Consider the following 21,303-nt stretch of genomic DNA (forward strand, 5'->3'; position numbering starts at 1 on the left):
CACCTTCAACCTGCTCATGCCTAGATCGCCGGGGTTCGGGTCTAATCCAACATACTCAGTCGCCCTATTCAGACTCGCTTTCGCTTCGCCTACACCTAACGGCTTAAGCTTGCATGCTAGATTAAGTCACTGACCCATTATGCAAGAGGTACGCTGTCACCCCCTATGGGGCTCCAACTGCTTGTAAGCATCCGGTTTCAGGTACTGTTTCACTCCCCTAATCGGGGTGCTTTTCACCTTTCCCTCACGGTACTGTGTTCGCTATCGGTCATGTACGAGTATTTAGGCTTGGAGGGTGGTCCCCCCATGTTCAGACAGAATTTCACGTGTTCCGCCCTACTCAAGTCCTTTTCTAGTCTTTTCGCATACGGGACTATCACCCACTATGGTCTCACTTTCCAGAGAGTTTTGCTAATAATAGAAAAGGCACTGGCCTGGTCCGCGTTCGCTCGCCACTACTAACGGAATCTCGGTTGATGTCTTTTCCTCCGGGTACTGAGATGTTTCAGTTCCCCGGGTTTGCTTCACCAAAGCTATATATTCACTAAGGTGATACCTTATCCACCTCTCTCGTTACCCCCGAAGGAATAATGAAAGAAATGGTGAAGGTGGGTTTCCCCATTCGGAAATCGCCGGATCAAAGATTGCTCACATCTCCCCGACGCTTATCGCAGCGTGCCACGTCCTTCTTCGCCTGTACATGCCAAGGCATCCACCAAATGCTCTTACCTCACGCTTGAGAATCCACACCATCAACGACAGGTCTGCATAAAGTCCTGCGCGTCTTAACGATGATGAGGAGAAATTATCTCAGCTAGATAATTTATTTGATTGATTTTGTAGTGATATCAGTCGCGTACGGATCTCTAACCCTAAGGTCAGAACCCTGCGACGATACCGCCACGGCATCGATTTAAAAACCCATTCACAATGTCAAACGTTCGGCGACCAATGCCGCCTACTCGGCCCAAGTAAACTCGGGCGAGATCTCTTTCTTTTCATCCTGGAGTATCAAGTTGTCTGGTGGAGCCTATCGGGATCGAACCGATGACCCCCTGCTTGCAAAGCAGGTGCTCTCCCAGCTGAGCTAAGGCCCCTAAAGACCAGACAATAACTGGTAGGTCCGAGTGGATTTGAACCACCGACCTCACCCTTATCAGGGGTGCGCTCTAACCAACTGAGCTACGGACCTACACTCCTCGAGCGGCCGTTAGACCGCGAGGGGCGTGAGCCAGCTCAGGTGTTTACCGCACGCACAGCTTTACAGCTGCCCGTGGGCAATCTCCAGTGATGAAAGGACATGAGGACGACGGCAATGTTCTTTGGAACTTGCGAAGCACTTCCGAACGCTAGGTTCGGCGCTTTCGCTTGTATCCTTAGAAAGGAGGTGATCCAGCCGCAGGTTCCCCTACGGCTACCTTGTTACGACTTCACCCCAGTCGCTGATCCCACCGTGGCTAGCTGCCTCCTAAAAGGTTAGCGCACTATCTTCGGGTGAAACCAACTCCCATGGTGTGACGGGCGGTGTGTACAAGGCCTGGGAACGTATTCACCGCGGCATGCTGATCCGCGATTACTAGCGATTCCGCCTTCATGCTCTCGAGTTGCAGAGAACAATCCGAACTGAGATATCTTTTGGAGATTAGCTAACCCTCGCGGGATCGCTGCTCACTGTAGATACCATTGTAGCACGTGTGTAGCCCAGCCTGTAAGGGCCATGAGGACTTGACGTCATCCCCACCTTCCTCCGGCTTATCACCGGCAGTTTCCTTAAAGTGCCCAACTAAATGATGGCAACTAAGGATGAGGGTTGCGCTCGTTGCGGGACTTAACCCAACATCTCACGACACGAGCTGACGACAGCCATGCAGCACCTGTCACTAGGTCCCCGAAGGGAAGGAATCTGTCTCCAGAAACCGTCCTAGGATGTCAAAGGCTGGTAAGGTTCTGCGCGTTGCTTCGAATTAAACCACATGCTCCACCGCTTGTGCAGGCCCCCGTCAATTCCTTTGAGTTTTAATCTTGCGACCGTACTCCCCAGGCGGATAACTTAATGCGTTAGCTGCGCCACCCAAGCTCTATGAGCCCGGACAGCTAGTTATCATCGTTTACGGCGTGGACTACCAGGGTATCTAATCCTGTTTGCTCCCCACGCTTTCGCACCTCAGCGTCAATAATTGTCCAGTGAGTCGCCTTCGCCACTGGTGTTCTTCCGAATATCTACGAATTTCACCTCTACACTCGGAATTCCACTCACCTCTCCAATATTCTAGCTATCTAGTTTCAAAGGCAGTTCCGGGGTTGAGCCCCGGGATTTCACCTCTGACTTGAATAGCCGCCTACGCGCGCTTTACGCCCAGTAATTCCGAACAACGCTAGCTCCCTCCGTATTACCGCGGCTGCTGGCACGGAGTTAGCCGGAGCTTATTCTCTAGGTACTGTCATTATCATCCCTAGTAAAAGAGCTTTACAACCCTAAGGCCTTCATCACTCACGCGGCATTGCTGGATCACGGTTTCCCGCATTGTCCAATATTCCCCACTGCTGCCTCCCGTAGGAGTCTGGGCCGTGTCTCAGTCCCAGTGTGGCTGATCATCCTCTCAGACCAGCTATAGATCGTCGACTTGGTAGGCCATTACCCCACCAACTATCTAATCTAACGCGGGCCCATCTAAAGGCGATAAATCTTTGGTCCGAAGACATTATCCGGTATTAGCTCAAATTTCTCTGAGTTATTCCGAACCTAAAGGCAGGTTCCCACGCGTTACGCACCCGTGCGCCACTAACCCCGAAGGGTTCGTTCGACTTGCATGTGTTAGGCATGCCGCCAGCGTTCGTTCTGAGCCAGGATCAAACTCTCAAGTTTGTGTCACATACTAAACAAGCACGGGGAAAACCCCGCTGACCTGCTTGGCATGAGCTTCAAGGAGCCGATAACCTGCTGTCAAACGTAATGGATACGAATGAACATGCATCATCAAAGCCAGGCGTGGTGCCCGACTAGGATGTGGCAATCGGCATAAGTTAACCGGTATCCGAGGCCTTAAAACCCTCGGACCGGGCGCCGTCGCCCACATGTCCCTTCATCAAAAACTAACAATGTCAAAGAGCCAACCAACATAAAGAAGCGGACAGCAATAGTTTCCCCGATTTACACCGGGGGACCGGCTATCCGAATATATTGGCGACCAACTCAGTGAAGCGGTTAGAAACCGTCTGCGCCGCGTTGGTGGAGCTCATCTAGGCGGGGTCGGAGATTCGGTCAACGCCTTTTTGAACTTTTATTTCAAAGAAACGCATTTTTCGCAGAATTCCGCGGTTTCCCGCCCTTCAGAACACGTTGGAAATGGGGTTTAAGGCCCACATTACAAGGGGTCATTAACGATTGAGGCCCGCTTTCACCGCTGATTCCAGCATGAATCGATGATTCAAACCGACCAAATATTCACCTTTTCCGTCTAACCCGCCCATTAATGAGTGCGCAGACGCCTGATTCTGATTCTTTCGCCCCTTTAAAGGCCGGTGAAAGCGCCACCTCCCGTGATTCGGGAGAGGCTGAGGCTATGCGCCCAGACAGCGACAATGGATTCGCATCTCGTGTGCGCTCAGCCGTCGCGTGGCGGTGGGGTACACAGGTCGCCGCGCAGATCATTACGTGGACTTCGACGATTCTTGTCGTCCGCTTGCTCGACCCAACCGATTATGGCCTGTTCGCCATGAGCCAGGTTGTGATCACAGCCCTCGCCTTTTTGAACGGTCAAAGTTTTGCGACATCTATTGTCCAGACAGACCGTATTGATGAGCGTCGCGTGGCGCAGGTGTTTGGCATGCTTCTTATTGCCAATGGTACGCTGGCGATCATCCAGTTCCTTTCCGCTCCCTATGCGGCCGCCTATTTCGGTGAACCCATGGTCGCGAACCTACTGCGCGTTCAGGCGGTCATCTTTCTGACGATCCCCTTCATCGCCCTCCCCACAGAATGGCTCGCGCGGCAATTGCAGTTCCGCAAACAGGGTCAGGTCAACATCACCTCCGCGATTGTCGGCGCGGTGCTGGCGCTTGTATTGGCGTGGCTTGGATACGGAGTGTGGGCGCTGGTCTATGCGCCGATCGCTATGTTCGTGACGAAGGCGATCGGGCTGACCATCGCCTCTGGCCTGCGCATCAAACCAATCTTCAACCCTAGCGGCGCGTGGGACATGGTGACGTTTGGCGGCACTCTTACCCTGTGTCAGCTGTTCTGGATCATCCAGAGCCAGAGCGACATCGTGATCGCGGGCCGATTGCTCTCGACCTATGATCTTGGCCTCTATTCAGAGGCGCTCTTCCTGACGTTGATCGTGACTGGCCGGTTTATCCCGCCAATCAACGAAGTCGCGCTGGCCGCCTATTCAGAGCTTCACCGCGCGAAGAAGCCTCTCGGACCTTACTTCCTAAAGACCGCCCGTATGGTGATGACGGTGAGCGCGCCGATATATGTCGGCCTCGCGCTTACAAGCGAACCTGCAATCCTGACCTTGTTCGGTGAAAAGTGGGCGGGCATGATTCCGATCGTCGGCGGCCTCGCATTGGTGATGCCGGCATTTGCGATGCAGTTGATCTGTTCGCCCGTAACAAACGCGATGGGCCGACCGCGCGTTTACCTGTTCACCTCTATCTGCGGCGCGATCATCATGCCGACTGCATATATATGGGGCGTCAATGGCGGCTTCTTTGACGGGGAAACCGGCGCTTTGGGCCTCGTCCACGCATGGTGGGTGGCAGCACCAGCGCTTCTTATAGTGACGCTAACAATGACTTTACCCCGCATTGGCGTCTCCCCATGGGCATTACTACGCGAACTCGCACCGATTGCCTTGGCATGCGGAGCGATGGCTGCCGCTGTCCTGACGGTACAGCGTTTTGCGCCGATAGAGATGCCGATTCTCGACCTCGCAGTTAGTGGCGCCGTTGGCGCGTCTGTATACGCAGCAACATTCTGGTTCGGCTTCCGTCCATTGGTGCGTGAAACATGGGCTATGTTGCGTCAGCGCGAAACAGTTGCCAGCGCACCCGCAATCCATAGCCCGACATAGGGCTTTTGCAGAAAATGCGCCCTCGCAATTTGGGCGTTGTTCTTTCCTCTGTTACTCTCTGGGTCCACCGGAGAGGAAATACGATATGCGCAACACCCTGGCTTTCGCGGCAGCACCGCTGGTTTTGCTCGCCACAGCGGCAAGCGCCAATTCGAGCGCAAGCGCGGTCGAGCCTCCCGCTACCATCAAAGCAGTGACGCAAGGCCCGATTGGTCCTGACCTCGCCAATCCCAACACCGAAATTCTGGATCTCGAGGAGGAGCGCAATCGCCGTCTAACGATCCCGGTCACTATAGAAGGCGCCGGTCCATTCAACTTCCTGATCGACACGGGCAGTCAGGCAACCGCCGTCACGCACAGGATCAATGACAGTCTTTCGCTAACGCCGCTCGGCACAGCGACTCTTGTCGGAATGGCCAGCCGCCGCCCTGTCGATGTGGTCGAAGTAAACAATCTCGTTGTCGGCACGCACACCATTCATAATCTCACAGCGCCCGTATTGAACAGCAATCATGTAGGTGCAGACGGTATTATCGGTCTCGACAGTCTACAGGATTTTCGTGTCCTGATCGATTTCCGCGAAGAGACCATTGCGCTTCAGGATATGACCAAGAAGCAATCACGATCAGGTTTTGAGATTATCGTGAAGGCACGCCAGAAACTCGGGCAGCTATTGATCACCGATGCAGTGGTTGAAGGTGTGCGAGCAACCGTGATCATCGATACCGGCGCGCAATCTAGCCTAGCGAACAACGCGTTGCGTGACCGCATCAGAGCGCGGCGGTCACAGGAAGTGACAACGATGGATGTGAACGGCGTCACCATGATCGGCGATGTCGCCAATATCCGCTCGCTGAAGATACAGGGCCTAGCACTGACCAATGTCCCGCTCGCCTTTGCCGACGCCCCTGCATTTGAAGCGCTGGGCCTTAAGGATAAGCCGGTCCTTTCGCTCGGCATGCAACATCTGAAAATTTTTGACCGGGTCGCAATCGATTTTGCAAATAAGCGGATCATGTTCGATGTGCCGCGCGACATTGCCCGCGCACTTAGAAAGAGCAAACGCGAGGGCGCCCTTCGCCCGTTCAATCAGTAGAGCTTTTGGCGGCGATAGAAGTGCGCGCCTTGCCTAATTGACAAGCCGCGCCCACATGCAGCGGCGCAATGCCGCCTGATACCGCCAGTTCCGATAGACCGACCGCGCCAGATGCCGAAGGTTGGGCAACGCTTAAGCGCTTCCTTCCCTATCTCTGGCCTGCCGGAAACTGGTCGCTGCGCCGCCGCATCATCTTTGCGATGGTGTTTGTGTTGGGGGCCAAGGGAGTCACGCTTGCCCTGCCTTTCGCTTATAAAGGAGCAGCCGATGCGATGGCGGGACCGGTTGGCGACGGGCTGACAGTCGCGCTCGCACTGGTCACGGCTTACGGGCTGGGCCGCTTCACATCTTTGCTGTTCGACAATTTGCGCAACATCGCTTTTGAGCGGGTTGGCCAGGCAGCCACATTGGCTCTGGCCCAGGACGTGTTCCATCGGCTGCACCGGCTGAGCCTGCGCTTCCATCTCAACCGGCGCACGGGAGAGGTCACCAAGATTATCGAACGCGGCACGAAGAGCATCGATTCGATGCTCTACTTCCTGCTGTTCAACATCGCGCCGACCTTTATCGAGCTGATCGCGGTCGGCGTTATCTTCTATATCAATTTCGGGTGGGAGCTGGTCGCGGCGACCGGCCTGACCGTGGTGGCTTATATTGCGGTCACGCGCTGGATCACCGAATGGCGCACCAAGCTGCGGCGCGAAATGAACGATCTCGACGGTCAGGCACTTCACCGCGCAGTGGATTCGCTGCTCAACTTTGAAACGGTGAAGTACTTCAACGCAGAAAGCCGCGAGGAAGAGCGCTATTCTGGCGCGGCGAAGGCCTATGCCGAGGCGGCGATTAAATCCGAAAACTCGCTTGGCCTGCTAAACATTACCCAATCGCTGATCACCAATGCCCTGATGGCGGGTGCGATGGCCTACACCGTCTGGGGTTGGAGCAAGGGCGATCTGACAGTTGGCGATCTGGTGTTCGTGAACACTTACCTGATGCAGCTGTTCCGCCCGCTTGATCTGCTCGGCTGGGTGTATCGGACCATCCGTCAGGGGCTGGTCGACATGGCCGAGATGTTCAAGCTGATGGATACCGATGTCGAAGTGCGTGATGCGCCGGATGCCAAGCCGCTCACAGTAGAAGAACCGCATGTCGCATTCGACAATGTAACGTTCGAATACGAAGATGGCCGCACGATCCTGAATGGCCTCAGTTTTGAAGTGCCCGCTGGTTCCTCGCTGGCAATTGTTGGCCCATCAGGCGCGGGCAAGAGCACCATCGGACGGCTGCTGTTTCGCTTTTACGATCCACAAGGCGGGCGCATTCTGATCGATGGTCAGGATATCGCGAGCGTGCAGCAAGACAGCGTTCGCGCCGCAATTGGCATAGTTCCGCAGGACAGCGTGTTGTTCAATGACACGCTGCGGTACAACATTGCCTATGGCGCAGAAGATGCAGACGAAAGCGACGTCGTAACCGCAGCCAAAGATGCTGCATTGATGCCTTTGATCGAACGGCTGCCCGATGGCTTTGATACCACTGTCGGCGAGCGCGGGCTCAAGCTGTCCGGCGGAGAGAAGCAGCGTGTCGCGATCGCGCGGACGCTGGTGAAGAATCCGCCAATCCTCTTACTCGATGAGGCCACAAGCGCGCTGGACACGCGAACCGAGCGCGAAATCCTCGGCACGCTCAAGCGGCTTGAAGAAGGTCGCACGACTATCGCGATTGCACATAGGCTTTCGACCGTGGCCGATGCCGACCGTATTCTGGTGCTTGATGGCGGAAAACTTGCAGAAAGCGGCACGCATGGCGAGCTGCTCACAAAGAATGGACTCTACGCCGAAATGTGGGCGCAGCAGGCCGCCGAACAGAATGAAGAAGGCGAGACGGCAGAGTAACCGCCCCGCCCTGCATCATTTTTATGGCGCGGGGTCGGACGCCGCTTCCGCCTTCATCAAGTCTGCGCTTTCAAGGTAGAGAGAGTCTGCGGGTATCACTTCGACATTGTCGCGCAGCGCCCGCAGGTCATCGATAAATTGCTTTGCATCGCCAACGATCACTAGAGTCGCTTTGGCCGGGTCAACATATGTGCGCGCCGCCGCGCTTGCGGCATCGGCATCGACGCTTTCCAACCGCTCCGCGAACTTCACCGCTTCCGAAGGCTCTAACCCTTGCTGAAGCAGCGTGGAAACGGTTCCGTTGAAGCCGCCGCTGGTTTCCAAGCGGCGGGCATTGGCACCCGACATGAAAAGTCGCCGTTTGGCGAGCAGATCATCGGAAAGCGGTTCGCTCCCAAGGCGGGCAAATTCATCAAGGAATATCTTCGCCACTTCGTCAGCGGTTTCATTCTTTGTCTGGGCGCTCGCCTGAAGGATCGATTCGTCGATGCGATCGGCAAAGCCCGAATAGGCGCCATAGCTCAGCGAGCGTTTGGTGCGGACTTCCTCAAACAAGCGCCCGCTTGATCCGCCACCCATCACGCTGTTCGCAAGTTCGAGCGCGTAGAAATCCTCGCCGGTGCGCGACGGCGCACGGACAGCTGCGATCACGGCGGCTTGCCCGGCATCGGGCATGTCGACAACGATGGTGCGAACTGGCTGCGGATCGCCAGCGGCCTCTGCTGGCACATCAGCTGCAGGCGTATCGACAGCCCAGTCGCCAAACATCGCCTCGGCAGTTTCCATCGCCAATTCAGGAGAAATCCCGCCGCTGACAACGATCTGCATCGCGTCCGGATGAAAATAGGCTTCGCGGTGCGCGACCAAATCATCGCGCGTGATCGCCGCCAAACTTTCCGAAGTTCCGCCCGGTTGAGTGCCATAGGGCGCATCGCCATACATCACGACGCGCGTGATAAAGCGTGAAAGACCGCCCGGTTCTTTCATCGATACACGCAGCCCATTGACGGCGCGATCACGCTCGCGGTTAAATTCTTCCTGCGGGTAGGTCGCATAGCGCACAATGCGCGCGGCCATGTCTCCCGCTTCCCCCAAATTGGCAACCGGCGCGGTCAAGCTGAAACTGGTCCCATCGCTGCCTGCACCGCCGCCGAATGACGCACCCAAGCTTTCAAACTTGGCAGCGATGCTTTGCGCATCAGCCCCAAGCACGCCTTTATCGGCCAGCCCTGCGGCCATTTGAGCGATGCCAGCTTTGGCGCGCTGATCGGTTTTGCTTCCGCCGGGGAACAACATGGAGATGGTCGCGATAGGCACTTCGCCGGTTTGGACAGCAACAACTTTGATGCCGTTGGACAATGTGCCCTCAACGATTTCAGGCGCGGCCACATCTGGGGTTGCCCCCGGTCCGGGAGGAGCCATGCGCTCGCCTTCTGGTTTGACCTCGCGGATTTCGCCTGTTGCAGGCGGCAGGGTGCGGAACTCCGGCATCGGAGTGGGATTGGCATAGGAGAACGCGTCATCCTCACCCGAAGTGTAAGTGATGGCCACACGTTTTTGCGGATCAAGATATTTCGCGGCGACACGCATAACGTCTTCTGCAGTCACCGAAGTAATTTCGCCAAGGCGTTTGTCAGCAAATTCAGGGTCACCGGAAGACACCAATGCCTCGCCCAGCTCAAATGCCCGGCCTCGCGCCGTTTCGCGGCGACGCAGAGTGCTGGCAACGATTTCGCTTTTCGCTTCAGCGAGCTCGGCAGCGGTCACAGCCTCGGAGCGGATACGCTCGATTTCGCTATCGAGCGTTGAGGTTGCCTGCTCCATTTTGTCTTCGCCAGATACCACCGCGTATGTAGCGATTTGACCGGCCTCGCGGAACATAAGAACGCTTGCGGCGGCTTGAACCGCCTGTCCGCTGCGCACCAGTGCATTGTCGAGGCGGCTGTTTTCGCCGCGTACCAGAATGGCCTCCATCACTTCCAGAGCAGCAGCATCGGGATCGGTCACTGGCGGTGCTTTCCACACCGCGCCCACAACGGGCAACGGCACATTGGGAGCCGTCGCATTCACTTCGCGCGGCTGGGTGATTTCCGGCTCGCGCTCGGCAATCGCAAGATCAACAGGATTGGAGCGCGGCGCGATGTCAGCGAAATATTCGTCAACGAGGCCGCGCAGATTGCCCATCTCGAAATTGCCTGCGACGATCAATGTCGCGGTGTCAGGGCCGTAATACGCTTCGTAAAATGCGCGCGCATCATCCAATGTCGCGCTGTCGAGATCTTCGATTGAACCGATACCGGGGCGGCGATGCGGCATCGTGTCGTAAACGTTTTCAGGGATCACAAAGCGTTGAAGCCGACCATAGGGAGGCGCGAGCACACGCTGGCGCAGCTCCTCTTTCACCACGCCGCGTTCGGTTTCGAACACTTCAGTATCGACAACAACATTCGCCATCCGCTCACGATGCGTCCACAGCATCGTTTCGAGATAGGCGGCGGGCACTTGTTCGAAGTAATTCGTGCGGTCGACCCAGTTAGAGGCATTGCGCGTGCCGCCAATATCCGCGGTCAGACCGTAAATCATATTGTAAGGCATATTCTCGGTCTTGCGGCTGAGAATATGTTCGAACAGATGGGCAAAGCCGCTGCGCCCCTCGGGGTCCAGCTTTGATCCGATATCGTACCAGAGCGAAGTTGTGACCGTGCTGGTCGTATCGTCTGGGATCGCGATGACGCGCAATCCATTATCCAGCGTCCACATCGTGTATTCGATCTTTGGCGCTGTCAGCTCGGTCGTATCCCCGCTCGCATGGTCATCTGCCAATGCAGGTGTGCTTGCGATCAAGGCAGTGGCGGCCGCGCCCGCCAGCATCCAAGTCGTTTTCATGATGTCAGTCCCCGTTGGTATTTTGCAGGCTCGGTTAAAGCCTGTGCGCACGCCTCACTCAAGAGGGAACGGGGATTCCGACTGCAAAGCGCCGAATCTTATCGACGCGCGTCTTGGGAAAGCTGTTTCAGGATCGTCATCGCTTCCTCGCGCCGATCCCATGGAACGAAGAGATGATCGTGGTGAAACGCTGCAATGACATTACAGGCGATGCCCGCTTTTGCGAGCCCGTTTGCCACCGCTGCGGTGAGGCCTACACCTTCGAGGTCAGAATGCACCTGAAGCGTGATACCCGCAAAGTGCGGTGCGGGGTGATCCTCTTTCGCGCGTATCACGAGGGTCGCGCCTTCTTCCTCACGGATAAAGGCAAACATTGTCCCGATCAGATCAATAAAGTCGTTTTCGGGCCCATGCTGGACAAACCGGTAAGGCCGTTCGTGAAGCTGCGGCTCCATGCCCGCCAGCATTCCTTCAAGATCGCTGACCGGCTTGCTCATTACAGGATGTATTTCGAAAGATCGGTGTTGCCCGCGAGGCCTTCCAAGCGCTCACGCACATAGGCAGCGTCGATCGTGATCGTCTCGCCGACATGATCTTCGGCTTCAAAACTGATCTCTTCCAGGAGCTTTTCCATCACCGTCTGCAAACGCCGGGCGCCGATATTCTCGACGTTTTCGTTCACAGTCGCCGCAATCTTGGCGACTTCCTGCACAGCGTCATCACGAAAATCGAGCTCGACTTTTTCCGTACCGATCAGCGCCTTGTATTGCACAACCAGATTGGCGCGGGTTTCGGAAAGAATGCGAACGAAGTCCTCTTCGGTGAGCGCGCGCAGCTCGACACGGATCGGCAATCGGCCCTGCAATTCCGGTAGCATGTCCGATGGCTTGGCGAGGTGAAACGCACCGCTGGCGATGAACAGCACATGGTCCGTTTTCATCGGACCATATTTGGTGCTGACCGTGGTGCCTTCGATCAGCGGCAACAGATCGCGCTGCACACCTTCCCGGCTGACCGATCCTCCACGCACATCGCTGACTGCGATCTTGTCGATCTCATCGAGGAAAACGATGCCGTTGGTCTCTGCATTTTCCAGAGCGACACGGGCGACATCATCCTGATCCATCCGCTTTTCGGCTTCTTCCTCGACCAGCTTGTCCCACGCATCGGGTACGCGCAGCTTACGCTTTTTGGTCGGGGCTTTGCCCATCGCCTTGCCCAGCATATCGGACAGGTCGATCATGCCCATATTGCCACCAGCACCGCCCATATCGAACGGCATTAATGGCGCTTCAGTCACGTCGATTTCAACCTCGGTTTCATTCATCGAATTGTCGACGATCCGTTGACGGAAACTTTCGCGGGTGGCTTCGCTGGCATTTTGACCGACGAGAGCATCCAGCAAACGCTCCATTGCGGCTTCGCTGGCGGCCTCGCGCACAGCATCACGGCGGCGATCTTTTTCCAGCCGGATCGCTTCTTCGACCAAATCGCGCGCAATCTGTTCTACGTCGCGGCCAACATAGCCGACTTCGGTAAACTTGGTCGCTTCGATCTTCACAAACGGCGCTTCGGCCAGCTTGGCCAGACGGCGGCTGATTTCGGTTTTACCGCAGCCCGTCGGGCCGATCATCAGGATGTTCTTGGGCGTGACTTCATCGCGCAGATCACTGCCTAGCCGCTGGCGACGCCAACGATTGCGCAGCGCCACGGCGACAGCACGCTTGGCATCTTTCTGGCCGATAATGTGATCATCGAGAGCGGCCACAATGGCCTTTGGAGTGAGGTTGTCTGTCATTGGTCCTGAATATCCGGTGCGCGAGCGTAAGGGGCCGCGTTAAACTGTTTCGAGTGTCACATTGCCATTGGTGAAGACGCAGATATCGGCGGCAACCGCCATCGCTTTGCGCGCAATCTGTTCGGCATCGTCTTCGTATTCGGCGAGCGCGCGGGCTGCGGCGAGCGCATAATTGCCGCCAGATCCGATCGCAGCGATGCCGCCTTCGGGCTCCAGCACATCGCCATTGCCGGTGAGCACCAGCAGGCTTTCATCGTCCGCAACGATCATCAATGCTTCGAGATTGCGGAGGTATTTGTCCGTCCGCCAATCCTTGGCGAGTTCAACAGCGGCGCGCATCAGCTGGCCGGAATATTGCTCCAGCTTCGCCTCTAACCGTTCAAACAGAGTGAAAGCGTCTGCCGTTGCGCCTGCGAAACCGGCGACGACTTTGCCGCCCTCGCCGATCCGGCGAACTTTGCGCGCGTTCGGCTTCATAACGGTGTTGCCCATGGACACTTGCCCGTCGCCCGCAATCACGGTTTTGTCCCCGCGCTTAATGCCGACAATGGTGGTCCCATGCCACTGGATCAGGCCGTGGCTCGCGTTTTCGTTGCTCATGGCCTGCGATATGGGATGTGAATATGCCGGATCAAGCAGGCACTATGCTGGCAGGGTGCTTCGCTTACGCGCCCGGCCCACCGGGACCGCCGCCCTGACCAACCTGACCGATATTGCCAAACAGGTCTTCGAGGAAGCCACGTTCCCGGCCGAGAGTTGGCGTCTTGTCGCCATCCGGCTGGAGATAGACGACATTTTCAACGCCGCTGCGATTGACCGAAGCGACATTGCCAGCCTCGTCAAACTTCACTTCAAGCACGGAGTGTGTGCGAATGCGCGGGCGTACAAACGGCTTACGGCCCGTTACGCTGGAAATGTAATACCAGGTCGGCTCACCATACTGGCTGGTAAAAGTCGGGCGTCCCAAAGTGCCTTCGACAGACCGCTGGTTATCAATGCCCGGCTGGATCGACTGGGTCAGGACCCGATCCACCACATAGCCGCGCGATTCGCGGATCGAGGAACACGCCCCGAGCGCAAGCAGTGCGCCTGCCATAAGTGCCGCTTTGCCAGCGATACCGAAAACTCGTGTTGGTTGGCTCATGGTGCCCGTCTATTCCCGTCTGATCTTTCGTTGCCGCTTTAAGGCGGCATACTATATGTGTTTGATACGGCCTTAAGGCGAAGCCAGCGGCCTTGCAATGTCGCTGCGCCCACGAATTGGGGTGAACCGGTTGAATTGCGCATGAATGCGGCGCATTTGAGCCGGAACGCCAGAGGTGATTGCGGGTTATACCGGGCAAGACCTGTCAGAAAGAACGAAACACGCATGTCATTCCTTTCCAAGCTTTTGGGCACTGCTCCCGATCCACGCGAAGGCGTACGCCCGCTGTGGCACCGCGTGATCGAGTTGGCGCGTGAACCATCATTCTATTCGGAATGCGGTGTCGCGGATTCGGTGAATGGCCGGTTCGATCTGATTACCGCGATCCTGTGTACCGTAATGGTGCGGATTGAAGCGACCGATATGCGCAGCGAAAGTGCGTTGCTGGCCGAATTGTTTGTCGAGGATATGGACGCGCAACTGCGCGAATTTGGCATCAATGATGTTGTCGTTGGCAAACATGTCGGGAAACTGATGAGCGTGCTCGGCGGCAGGCTTGGTGCCTATCGCAGCGCTTTGACCGAAAAAGACCGTGCAAAGCTGACAGCCGCAATCACCCGCAATGTGAATTTCGCAGATGAGGAAAACCCGAATGCGGGCTGCGTTGCGGACAAGCTGCTAGCACTCGCTGAGCGACTGGCCGGTTACAGCGATGAAGACATGTTGGATGCGAGCGGCGTCCGGTGACCGAAGTCGAGCTTAGCCGCCCTACCAAAACGCGCCCCATCCCCGGCGGCACAATCACCGTAGAAGCCGACGAGACAGAACGCCGCCGCCTCGCCGGACGGTTTGGCCTGACATCCATCGAGCTTCTTCGCGCAGAGATTGAGTTGGAAGACAAAGGCAAAGCCATCCGCGCCACCGGCACCGTCGAGGCGCGATTCATTCAACGATGCGCGGTCTCGTTTGAAGATTTCCCCGTCACCTTGTCAGAGCCGCTCGATTTGCGTTTCGTACCCGAAGGGACGCTGGCGGAAAGCCATGACGAGGAAATCGAACTCGAAGCAGACGATTGCGACGAGATCGAATATTCGGGCGACACATTCGACCTGGGCGAAGCGGTCGCGCAGACGCTCGGCCTCGCGATTGATCCCTACGCCGAGGGGCCCAATGCCGATGAAGCCCGCAAGACCGCCGGCATCGTCGAAGAAGGCGAGCAAGGCGGAGCATTGGCCGACGCGCTGGCTGCGCTCAAGAAGGGTTGAACGCCTATGCCTTGGGTGGACGCGGGTCGCGAAACCCTTTCCACTTCGCATCATAGAACCAGTCGCATTCAAGACCGGGCAAGGCACGTTCTAACGCTTTGAACTGCGATCTGGGCGCGTTAAGAGCCGTGTTGAGCAGCCTTAGGCTCACCATAGAATGCAGCGGTGCCAGGTCCTGATCCTCGATCCGGGTGGATCGCAGCAATAAAGCCTCAAGTTGGAAGCCTCTCAAAGGTTCAAGGCTTTGAATCCTTTGATCGGTGTGCCTACTGCCTTCGATTCCAAAAACCCTAAGACGCGGCGCAAGCGGTTTGAGCCAGTCGAGTGTGGTCATAGCCTTGGCGTTTTCGATCAAGAGCGCCTCCAACTTGGGAAGCTCCAACAGAGGTGTGAAGTCATCAATATTGCGCGGGCTGTCGATCCTGAGGAACCGCAGTTCGCGCAGCTTTTTGAGAGGAGACAGATCCTTCGCTGTCGTGGGCCAGTCCAGATCGAGATATTGCAGACCTGCGAGTTCGCACAGCTCGTCAAGGTAAGCCTGATCGGTGCCTTCAGCGAGCAACGCCTTTAGGGCCGTCTTACCACCTATGCCGCAGTGGGATTTCTTCTCGCGCTTGAGCTGAGCCGCCGCAGCCCCATCAGGAACCGCGGAAGCGTCCAAGTAGCGGCCCGCATCGGGCCAATGCCGCGTTATATGTGCGGCGTACAAGGCACGCGTATCTGTCATGAACAGCTTGGCTTGGGTCCGGGCCTAGAACGGGATGTCATCATCCAGATCATCGTAACCGCCGCCCGATGCGCCACCTGAGCCGCCACCGCTTCCGCCGCCGCCTTGGTTCCAGCCGCCACCAGAGCCTCCGCCCTGATCGCCGCCGCCTTGGCCTCCGCCGTAACCGCCGCCGGAGCGAGCGCCGCCACCGCCGCCGCCTTGAGCGCCGTCGAGCATGGTGAGCGAGCCGTTGAGTCCGCGGATTACAACTTCGGTTGAGTAGCGATCATTGCCGCTTTGATCTTGCCATTTGCGGGTTTGCAGCTGGCCTTCGATGTAGACCTTTGAGCCTTTTTTCAGGAAGCGTTCGACCACGCCGACCAGCCCTTCGGAGAAGATCGCGACCGTGTGCCATTCGGTGCGTTCCTGACGCTCTCCGGTGTTGCGGTCTTTCCACGTTTCGCTGGTCGCGATGCGCAGGTTGGCGACCTTGCCGCCGTTTTGGAAGCTGCGGATTTCGGGATCAGCCCCGAGATTGCCGATCAGCATGACCTTGTTAAGCGAACCCGCCATCGAGATACCCCTTCAAATGCAATTACGTGTGCGACTCCAATGGTCGCGATTCTCGACGACCATAGGCAAGCATCTCTCGCGGCGCGAGACGTGCACCGGCTTTTCCACCTGAAATGGAGGTTTTTATCGGCTGGGGTAGCGCAGACGACCAAGGAAGCGCGTTAGACTGGGCATTTCGCGGTCCGAATTCAGGAACTGCGCCTTCGCCTTTTCAAACTTCATAACGCCATCAATCCGGCGGTCGAGAAATTCGTAGGTCTTGGCTTTGCCTTCGCTGTCATCATTGACGAACACCGCCAGCGTCGCCGTGTAAATCCCGCCAAGGATAGTGCGCTTTGTATAATGATTGTAATCGGTCGCGGTATCTCCGGCGAGCCGCCACATAATATCCGCCGAACGCCAGCCAAGCTTGAGCGAGCGGCGCGCATTTTGCGGCATTGCCATAATCGCCATCGCGCGCCGGACAGCTTCATCGATGTCGGCCACAGCTTCCAGTCGAAAGGCAACCAGAGTGCGAATACGCTCACGGATTTTCAATTCGGCAAGGCGTTCCTGCGGCCATTCGGCTTCCATCGCCTGATCGACGCTGGTCACCCATGCCTCAATCATTTCCATCGCCCCGCCTTTAAAAGCCAGCTTGGCGATATCGACATCCGCGCCCGCCATTTCTGCCGCCGCGACCAACGCCGTTTCGTTCCAACCATCAAAGATAGCGGAAGCCGCAATATCGGGAGCCAGCGCAACGCGCAGCTCGTCCAAAGTCATGTCGGCGAAATCGGGCGTTGATTGGTTCATATCAGAAAGAAGGCCCGTATTGCTCTTGGGTTCCCTTTTCGCCGCGTTCTTTATCGGCTTTTTCAAACTCAAGCTTGAGCAGCGTGTTCTGGCTCATCAGTTCCATATAATCGCGCGCAGAGCGGCCGGAATTGTCGTTCCGATCTGGATTTGCACCCTGCACAAGCAGCCTGCGGACCAGTTGCGGATTGCGTTGATGCACAGCCGAGATCAGCGGAGTTTCGCCCTGACTATCGGCAACATCCACCTGGGCACCGCCCTTGATAAGCTGCTCGACGCCTTCGAGCATGCCCAATCGGGTGGCGATCTGGATTGGCGCCACGCCTTTTTTGTTGCGGATATTCGGATCGGCTCCGCGTTGGATCAGAAATTTGATCCAAAGTGTATCGCGGCGGTTCGTTGCAATGTGGAGGCCCGTATCACCGGTGGTGATATCGCGCGTGTTGACCAAAGTCTTTCCGACGCCGGGTTCGTTCAGCATGGCGGTCACCGTATCACCGTCCCGTTCATCCACCGCTTCTAGGAATTTGTATCCCGGCGAATAAAGCTGCGCTGCGACCGGCGCGAACGCCGTGATCGCAAGAATGCTTGCCATAATCGCACTGGCAATTGCCCGAGTGCGTCCTAATTTGCGCAAAACGTAAACCAACCCGCTTTGATCCTTTTGTATTGTCTGCCAAATGCATGACAGACATTATGTCTGGAGAGCCCCATTTCAATCGCCCTCTTGGGTGAAGCACAGTTAGCAGAGCATGAACCACCACGCCAAGCCTTCTCGAAATCGTATTTTTGCAAGCCTCGCTGCAGCAGGCGCATTGACCCTGTCAGCATGCGGCGGACCAGCCCCGGATGTGCCGGCAGAGGAGCCTCCGCTAGCAGGAGCCACTATTGGCGGCGAATTCGAGCTCACCGATAGCAAGGGCGAAACGGTGCGATGGGGCGATTTCGAAGGCAAATACCGGATCGTCTATTTCGGTTTTGCATATTGCCCGGATATCTGCCCGAACGACATGAGCCAGCTGGCGCGCGGTTTGAAAACTCTTGAGGCAAGCAACGCAGACAAAGTCGCGATGATCCAGCCGATGTTTATCACTGTCGATCCGGAACGTGACACGCCGGAAGTTGTCGGCGAATTTGTCTCGGCATTCTCGGACAAGTTTATCGGGCTGACCGGGTCGCAAGAACAGGTGAAGGCTGCCGCCGATACATTCCGGGTCTATTACGAACGCGGCGAGGATCTGGATAACGGCCAATACCTCATGAACCACTCGAATATCGCCTATCTCTTTGGCCCTTCGGGTGAGCCACTTGCGACATTGCCCACCGATCTGGGCGCCGATGCTGTCGCGGCAGAAATCGACAAATGGGTGAATTGAGGGATCAGTTTTGGGAACTTCCGCTGACCGATCTCAATCGGGCGGAATGGGAGGCACTCTGCGATGGCTGCGGCAGGTGCTGCCTGCACAAGATCGAAGACGCTGACACCAGCGAGATCGTCGATACCAATATCGCCTGCAAACTGCTCGATACGGGCACCGCGCAGTGCAGCGATTACCGCAACCGCAAAGCCTTCGTGCCCGATTGCCTGCGGCTGACATTGGCAATCGTGGAAGATGTGCCGTGGCTGCCCAAAACCTGCGCCTATCGGTTGCGCGCAGCGGATCGCCCGCTTCACAGCTGGCATTATCTGATCAGCGGCGACCGTGAAGCTGTGAAACACGCGGGCGTTTCTGTTGCCGGGCGCGTTATCAGTGAGACCGATGCCGGCCCGCTTGAACATCATATTGTTGATTGGGATGCGAGCGAGGAGCCCGCATGATCGATTGGCTCAAACGCACATCGAGCGAGCCGGAGATTGAGATTGGCGAGGCGACCTTGCCGATTGTCCTCAAACGGCACCGTACGGCAAAGCGATTGACCATGCGGCTTGCGCCCGATGGCAGCGAGGTTCGCATCACCTTGCCGCGCTGGGCCGACGCCAGCGAAGCCATCGCCTTTGCCCGCGGTCGAAAAGAGTGGCTGACCACACAGCTTGCGAAAGTCCCCGCCAGAACCGCGATTGAACCCGGCAGCGAACTGACTATTCGAGGCAATACCGTCACAGTCCAGTGGGATGCAGCCGCAGCCCGTCGCCCGAAACTGATCGGCGCTGAATTGCATGTTGGCGGACCGCTGGAAGGCCTCGAAACCCGCGTGCGCCGCTGGTTGGAACGTGAGGCGCTGAACCTGTTTGAGGAGGAAACACGGCACTATTGCAATGCCGCGAACCTCGCACCCGTGCCCGTCGGCCTATCCCGCGCGCAAAAAAGGTGGGGCTCATGCTCGGAGAAAAGCCGCATCCGGCTCAATTGGCGGTTGATCCAGGCTCCGGATTTCGTGCGCCGATCTGTTGTCGCGCATGAAGTGACGCATCTCGTCCATTTCGATCACAGCCCCGCTTTTCACGCGCTGCTTGGCAATCTTTACGAAGGCGATATTGGCAAAGCCGACCGATGGCTCAAAACCAACGGACGCAGCCTCTATTCCAGCTTCGGTTAAGCCACCCGCTAATATCTGGCGCGATCCACCTTCAGTCTCTATATTGCGCCCATGTCCTTCGTTTCACGATTCAATCCCAAGACCGGCATTGTCGATTTCTGGCATGAATTCCGTAAGCCCAATCCGCTGCGGGTGCCGATCCTGATCGCCTCGACTATGCCGCTGGTGCTGATGTATTACTGGGTAACGTCGGAAACCGTATATAAAACGCCTGACCGTCCGCAGGTCACCTATATCACCACCTACGATCCCGACCGCAGCGATGCAGAGATTATCGCCAGCAACGAGGAAAATCAGGAAGTGAAGGAACTGCGCGAGGCAAGGGAAGAAGAGATCGCACAGCGCAAGCGTGATCTTTACAAAGCTCTAGGTGCGGCAGCCGGTATGGATGTCGAGCAGATCGAAGCCGAAGCGGACGCGCGCCGCGCTGCCGAAGAGGCTGCAGAGGCAGAGCGCCGCGCGGAATTGTTTGGTCGCGGCGAGGATGATGGAGCCCCTTCAGATGATGCGGGCGCCCCGGCCGAGGATACAGGCTCATAAAGGCCGCGCCGACCACTGATCGCGACTGGATGGAGGCCGCCGCGCGGCTCGCCATGCGCGCTCGCCCTGTCAGCCGCCCCAATCCTGGTGTCGCCGCTCTGCTCGTCCGTGATGACCGCGTGATCGCGCGCGGTTGGACACAGGCCGGAGGCCGACCTCACGCCGAAGCCGATCTGTTGGACCGATTGGAAGGCAATGCCAAGGGCGCGACGCTCTATGTCACATTGGAACCGTGTGCTCACGAATCCGACCGAGGCCCCGCCTGCGCTGATGTCATCGCCGAAGCTCGACCTGCACGGGTTGTGATCGGTCAAGCGGACCCGGACCCTCGCACCGCCGGCAAAGGCATTGCGCGCCTAAAGCGCGCTGGCATCAAAACAGACCTGCTCAATGATCCCGCATCTGCCACATGCCTCTCAGGCTATCTGGCCAAGCAGCGGCTTGGGCGTCCTTATGTCACTCTCAAGCTGGCTGTGTCGCTCGATGGCTGCATCGCGCTGGCAGACGGCACAAGCCAGTGGATCACAGGGGAGACGTCTCGGTCGCACGTCCATGCACAGCGCGCGCGCAATGATGCAATTCTTGTCGGCGGCGGCACATGGCGGGCTGACAAACCGCGCCTCGATGTGCGCCTGCCTGGCCTTGAAGATCGCAGCCCGAAGCGGGTTCTGCTGACACGCGGTGTCTCGCCAGACGATGTTTCGGTTATCAACCGGCCCGAGCAAATCGCCGGCCTTGATGGCGTGCAATATCTCTATGTCGAAGGCGGCGGCGAAACCGCAGCGAGCTTCTTGCGCGAAGATCTGATCGACGAACTTCATATCTACCGCGCACCAATCGTAATCGGAAACGGCCTGCGCGGTATTGGCGATATTGGCCTTACCGATCTGGGCGGCGCCCATGATCGCTGGCAATGCACCCAGCGCCGCCAGCTTGGCAGTGATGAATTCACAGCCTATCTGCGAACCCGCAATTAGGAGCGGCCTTTA

Annotated in this window: 19 protein-coding genes, 2 tRNA genes and 2 rRNA genes (1 of these 23 running past the window's edge); 10 read left to right on the top strand and 13 right to left on the bottom strand. The window is 57.2% G+C overall.

The window, feature by feature from the left end; all coding sequences use genetic code 11:
* The 4 genes from MWU39_RS11540 to MWU39_RS11555 all read right to left on the bottom strand — a co-directional run.
* Positions 1–739: ribosomal RNA gene (locus MWU39_RS11540) — 23S ribosomal RNA — on the bottom strand (it extends 2,052 nt beyond the left edge of the window).
* A 282-nt stretch (positions 740–1,021) separates the two neighbouring features.
* Positions 1,022–1,097 (bottom strand) — tRNA-Ala (locus tag MWU39_RS11545).
* 18 nt (positions 1,098–1,115) lie between these two features.
* Positions 1,116–1,192: transfer RNA gene (locus tag MWU39_RS11550), tRNA-Ile, on the bottom strand.
* A 188-nt stretch (positions 1,193–1,380) separates the two neighbouring features.
* Positions 1,381–2,866 (bottom strand): 16S ribosomal RNA (locus MWU39_RS11555).
* The 16S and 23S rRNA genes sit together here with 2 tRNA genes alongside, the layout of an rRNA operon.
* 697 nt (positions 2,867–3,563) lie before the next feature.
* Between MWU39_RS11555 and MWU39_RS11560 the strand changes: the two genes are divergently transcribed.
* The 3 genes from MWU39_RS11560 to MWU39_RS11570 all read left to right on the top strand — a co-directional run bounded on the left by MWU39_RS11560 (position 3,564) and on the right by MWU39_RS11570 (position 8,066).
* Positions 3,564–5,075, top strand: a complete 1,512-nt coding sequence (locus tag MWU39_RS11560; protein WP_247160187.1) for a lipopolysaccharide biosynthesis protein — start codon at positions 3,564–3,566, stop codon at positions 5,073–5,075.
* An 85-nt stretch (positions 5,076–5,160) separates the two neighbouring features.
* Positions 5,161–6,171, top strand: coding sequence for an aspartyl protease family protein (locus MWU39_RS11565; RefSeq protein WP_247160188.1), 1,011 nt, complete (start codon positions 5,161–5,163; stop codon positions 6,169–6,171).
* A 68-nt stretch (positions 6,172–6,239) separates the two neighbouring features.
* Positions 6,240–8,066 carry an ABC transporter ATP-binding protein/permease gene (locus MWU39_RS11570; protein WP_247160189.1) on the top strand — a complete coding sequence of 609 codons (1,827 nt, stop codon included), beginning with the start codon at positions 6,240–6,242 and terminating at the stop codon, positions 8,064–8,066.
* A gap of 21 nt (positions 8,067–8,087) precedes the next feature.
* On the opposite strand, the gene MWU39_RS11575 is transcribed toward MWU39_RS11570, so the two are convergent.
* The 5 genes from MWU39_RS11575 to bamE all read right to left on the bottom strand — a co-directional run bounded on the left by MWU39_RS11575 (position 8,088) and on the right by bamE (position 13,894).
* On the bottom strand, positions 8,088–10,952 hold the full coding sequence (locus tag MWU39_RS11575; protein ID WP_247160190.1) for a pitrilysin family protein: 2,865 nt from the start codon (positions 10,950–10,952) through the stop codon (positions 8,088–8,090).
* Between the two features lie 98 nt (positions 10,953–11,050).
* The gene (locus tag MWU39_RS11580; RefSeq protein WP_247160191.1) at positions 11,051–11,449 is read right to left on the bottom strand and encodes an ACT domain-containing protein; all 399 of its coding nucleotides are present in this window, start codon (positions 11,447–11,449) and stop codon (positions 11,051–11,053) included.
* Positions 11,449–12,750: an ATP-dependent protease ATPase subunit HslU gene (gene hslU, locus MWU39_RS11585; RefSeq protein WP_247160192.1), complete on the bottom strand. Its 1,302-nt coding sequence runs from the start codon at positions 12,748–12,750 to the stop codon at positions 11,449–11,451. Before hslU ends, MWU39_RS11580 begins: the two co-directional genes overlap by 1 nt.
* Positions 12,751–12,789: 39 nt before the next feature.
* Complete coding sequence (hslV, locus tag MWU39_RS11590) at positions 12,790–13,350, bottom strand: ATP-dependent protease subunit HslV (protein WP_247160193.1); 561 nt, start codon at positions 13,348–13,350, stop codon at positions 12,790–12,792.
* Between the two features lie 64 nt (positions 13,351–13,414).
* Positions 13,415–13,894 (bottom strand): outer membrane protein assembly factor BamE, encoded by a 480-nt coding sequence (gene bamE / locus MWU39_RS11595; protein WP_247160194.1) that lies wholly within the window; start codon positions 13,892–13,894, stop codon positions 13,415–13,417.
* A 225-nt stretch (positions 13,895–14,119) separates the two neighbouring features.
* On the opposite strand from bamE, the gene MWU39_RS11600 reads away from it, so the two are divergent.
* Positions 14,120–14,641, top strand: coding sequence for a ubiquinol-cytochrome C chaperone family protein (locus MWU39_RS11600; protein WP_247160195.1), 522 nt, complete (start codon positions 14,120–14,122; stop codon positions 14,639–14,641).
* Positions 14,638–15,159 carry a DUF177 domain-containing protein gene (locus MWU39_RS11605; protein WP_247160196.1) on the top strand — a complete coding sequence of 174 codons (522 nt, stop codon included), beginning with the start codon at positions 14,638–14,640 and terminating at the stop codon, positions 15,157–15,159. Before MWU39_RS11600 ends, MWU39_RS11605 begins: the two co-directional genes overlap by 4 nt.
* 4 nt (positions 15,160–15,163) lie before the next feature.
* Here the strand turns inward: MWU39_RS11605 and MWU39_RS11610 are convergent, their stop codons facing one another.
* From MWU39_RS11610 to MWU39_RS11625, 4 genes are all read right to left on the bottom strand, one after another.
* Positions 15,164–15,886 (bottom strand): hypothetical protein, encoded by a 723-nt coding sequence (locus MWU39_RS11610; protein ID WP_247160197.1) that lies wholly within the window; start codon positions 15,884–15,886, stop codon positions 15,164–15,166.
* A gap of 24 nt (positions 15,887–15,910) precedes the next feature.
* Positions 15,911–16,441, bottom strand: a complete 531-nt coding sequence (gene ssb, locus MWU39_RS11615) for a single-stranded DNA-binding protein (protein ID WP_247160198.1) — start codon at positions 16,439–16,441, stop codon at positions 15,911–15,913.
* Positions 16,442–16,564: 123 nt separating this feature from the next.
* Entirely contained in the window at positions 16,565–17,236 is a 672-nt protein-coding gene (locus MWU39_RS11620) for a COQ9 family protein (RefSeq protein WP_247160199.1), read from the bottom strand.
* A gap of 1 nt (position 17,237) precedes the next feature.
* A complete protein-coding gene (locus MWU39_RS11625; RefSeq protein WP_247160200.1) occupies positions 17,238–17,831 on the bottom strand; it encodes an ankyrin repeat domain-containing protein in 594 nt (197 codons plus the stop codon).
* Positions 17,832–18,051: 220 nt separating this feature from the next.
* On the opposite strand from MWU39_RS11625, the gene MWU39_RS11630 reads away from it, so the two are divergent.
* From MWU39_RS11630 to ribD, 5 genes are read left to right on the top strand one after another with little or no spacing between them, the layout of a single operon-like run.
* Positions 18,052–18,612, top strand: a complete 561-nt coding sequence (locus MWU39_RS11630; protein ID WP_348646388.1) for an SCO family protein — start codon at positions 18,052–18,054, stop codon at positions 18,610–18,612.
* Positions 18,600–19,055, top strand: a complete 456-nt coding sequence (locus MWU39_RS11635; RefSeq protein WP_247160202.1) for a YcgN family cysteine cluster protein — start codon at positions 18,600–18,602, stop codon at positions 19,053–19,055. Before MWU39_RS11630 ends, MWU39_RS11635 begins: the two co-directional genes overlap by 13 nt.
* Positions 19,052–19,774, top strand: coding sequence for a SprT family zinc-dependent metalloprotease (locus tag MWU39_RS11640; protein WP_247160203.1), 723 nt, complete (start codon positions 19,052–19,054; stop codon positions 19,772–19,774). Before MWU39_RS11635 ends, MWU39_RS11640 begins: the two co-directional genes overlap by 4 nt.
* 51 nt (positions 19,775–19,825) lie before the next feature.
* Positions 19,826–20,314 (top strand): hypothetical protein, encoded by a 489-nt coding sequence (locus tag MWU39_RS11645; protein WP_247160204.1) that lies wholly within the window; start codon positions 19,826–19,828, stop codon positions 20,312–20,314.
* Entirely contained in the window at positions 20,311–21,291 is a 981-nt protein-coding gene (ribD, locus tag MWU39_RS11650) for a bifunctional diaminohydroxyphosphoribosylaminopyrimidine deaminase/5-amino-6-(5-phosphoribosylamino)uracil reductase RibD (RefSeq protein WP_348646396.1), read from the top strand. Before MWU39_RS11645 ends, ribD begins: the two co-directional genes overlap by 4 nt.
* The last annotated feature ends 12 nt before the right edge of the window (positions 21,292–21,303 follow it).

Origin of the sequence: Erythrobacter sp. F6033, assembly GCF_023016005.1 — a bacterium.
Taxonomy (GTDB): domain Bacteria; phylum Pseudomonadota; class Alphaproteobacteria; order Sphingomonadales; family Sphingomonadaceae; genus Erythrobacter.

What these genes read in the sequence shown, in the direction of transcription:
- MWU39_RS11560 (WP_247160187.1), top strand. Translation starts at nt 3,564, where the DNA reads ATGCGCCCAGACAGCGACAATGGATTCGCATCTCGTGTGCGCTCAGCC.
- MWU39_RS11565 (WP_247160188.1), top strand. Translation starts at nt 5,161, where the DNA reads ATGCGCAACACCCTGGCTTTCGCGGCAGCACCGCTGGTTTTGCTCGCC.
- MWU39_RS11570 (WP_247160189.1), top strand. Translation starts at nt 6,240, where the DNA reads ATGCCGCCTGATACCGCCAGTTCCGATAGACCGACCGCGCCAGATGCC.
- MWU39_RS11575 (WP_247160190.1), bottom strand. Translation starts at nt 10,952, where the DNA reads ATGAAAACGACTTGGATGCTGGCGGGCGCGGCCGCCACTGCCTTGATC.
- MWU39_RS11580 (WP_247160191.1), bottom strand. Translation starts at nt 11,449, where the DNA reads ATGAGCAAGCCGGTCAGCGATCTTGAAGGAATGCTGGCGGGCATGGAG.
- hslU (WP_247160192.1), bottom strand. Translation starts at nt 12,750, where the DNA reads ATGACAGACAACCTCACTCCAAAGGCCATTGTGGCCGCTCTCGATGAT.
- hslV (WP_247160193.1), bottom strand. Translation starts at nt 13,350, where the DNA reads ATGAGCAACGAAAACGCGAGCCACGGCCTGATCCAGTGGCATGGGACC.
- bamE (WP_247160194.1), bottom strand. Translation starts at nt 13,894, where the DNA reads ATGAGCCAACCAACACGAGTTTTCGGTATCGCTGGCAAAGCGGCACTT.
- MWU39_RS11600 (WP_247160195.1), top strand. Translation starts at nt 14,120, where the DNA reads ATGTCATTCCTTTCCAAGCTTTTGGGCACTGCTCCCGATCCACGCGAA.
- MWU39_RS11610 (WP_247160197.1), bottom strand. Translation starts at nt 15,886, where the DNA reads ATGACAGATACGCGTGCCTTGTACGCCGCACATATAACGCGGCATTGG.
- ssb (WP_247160198.1), bottom strand. Translation starts at nt 16,441, where the DNA reads ATGGCGGGTTCGCTTAACAAGGTCATGCTGATCGGCAATCTCGGGGCT.
- MWU39_RS11620 (WP_247160199.1), bottom strand. Translation starts at nt 17,236, where the DNA reads ATGAACCAATCAACGCCCGATTTCGCCGACATGACTTTGGACGAGCTG.
- MWU39_RS11625 (WP_247160200.1), bottom strand. Translation starts at nt 17,831, where the DNA reads ATGGCAAGCATTCTTGCGATCACGGCGTTCGCGCCGGTCGCAGCGCAG.
- MWU39_RS11635 (WP_247160202.1), top strand. Translation starts at nt 18,600, where the DNA reads ATGGGTGAATTGAGGGATCAGTTTTGGGAACTTCCGCTGACCGATCTC.
- MWU39_RS11640 (WP_247160203.1), top strand. Translation starts at nt 19,052, where the DNA reads ATGATCGATTGGCTCAAACGCACATCGAGCGAGCCGGAGATTGAGATT.
- MWU39_RS11645 (WP_247160204.1), top strand. Translation starts at nt 19,826, where the DNA reads ATGTCCTTCGTTTCACGATTCAATCCCAAGACCGGCATTGTCGATTTC.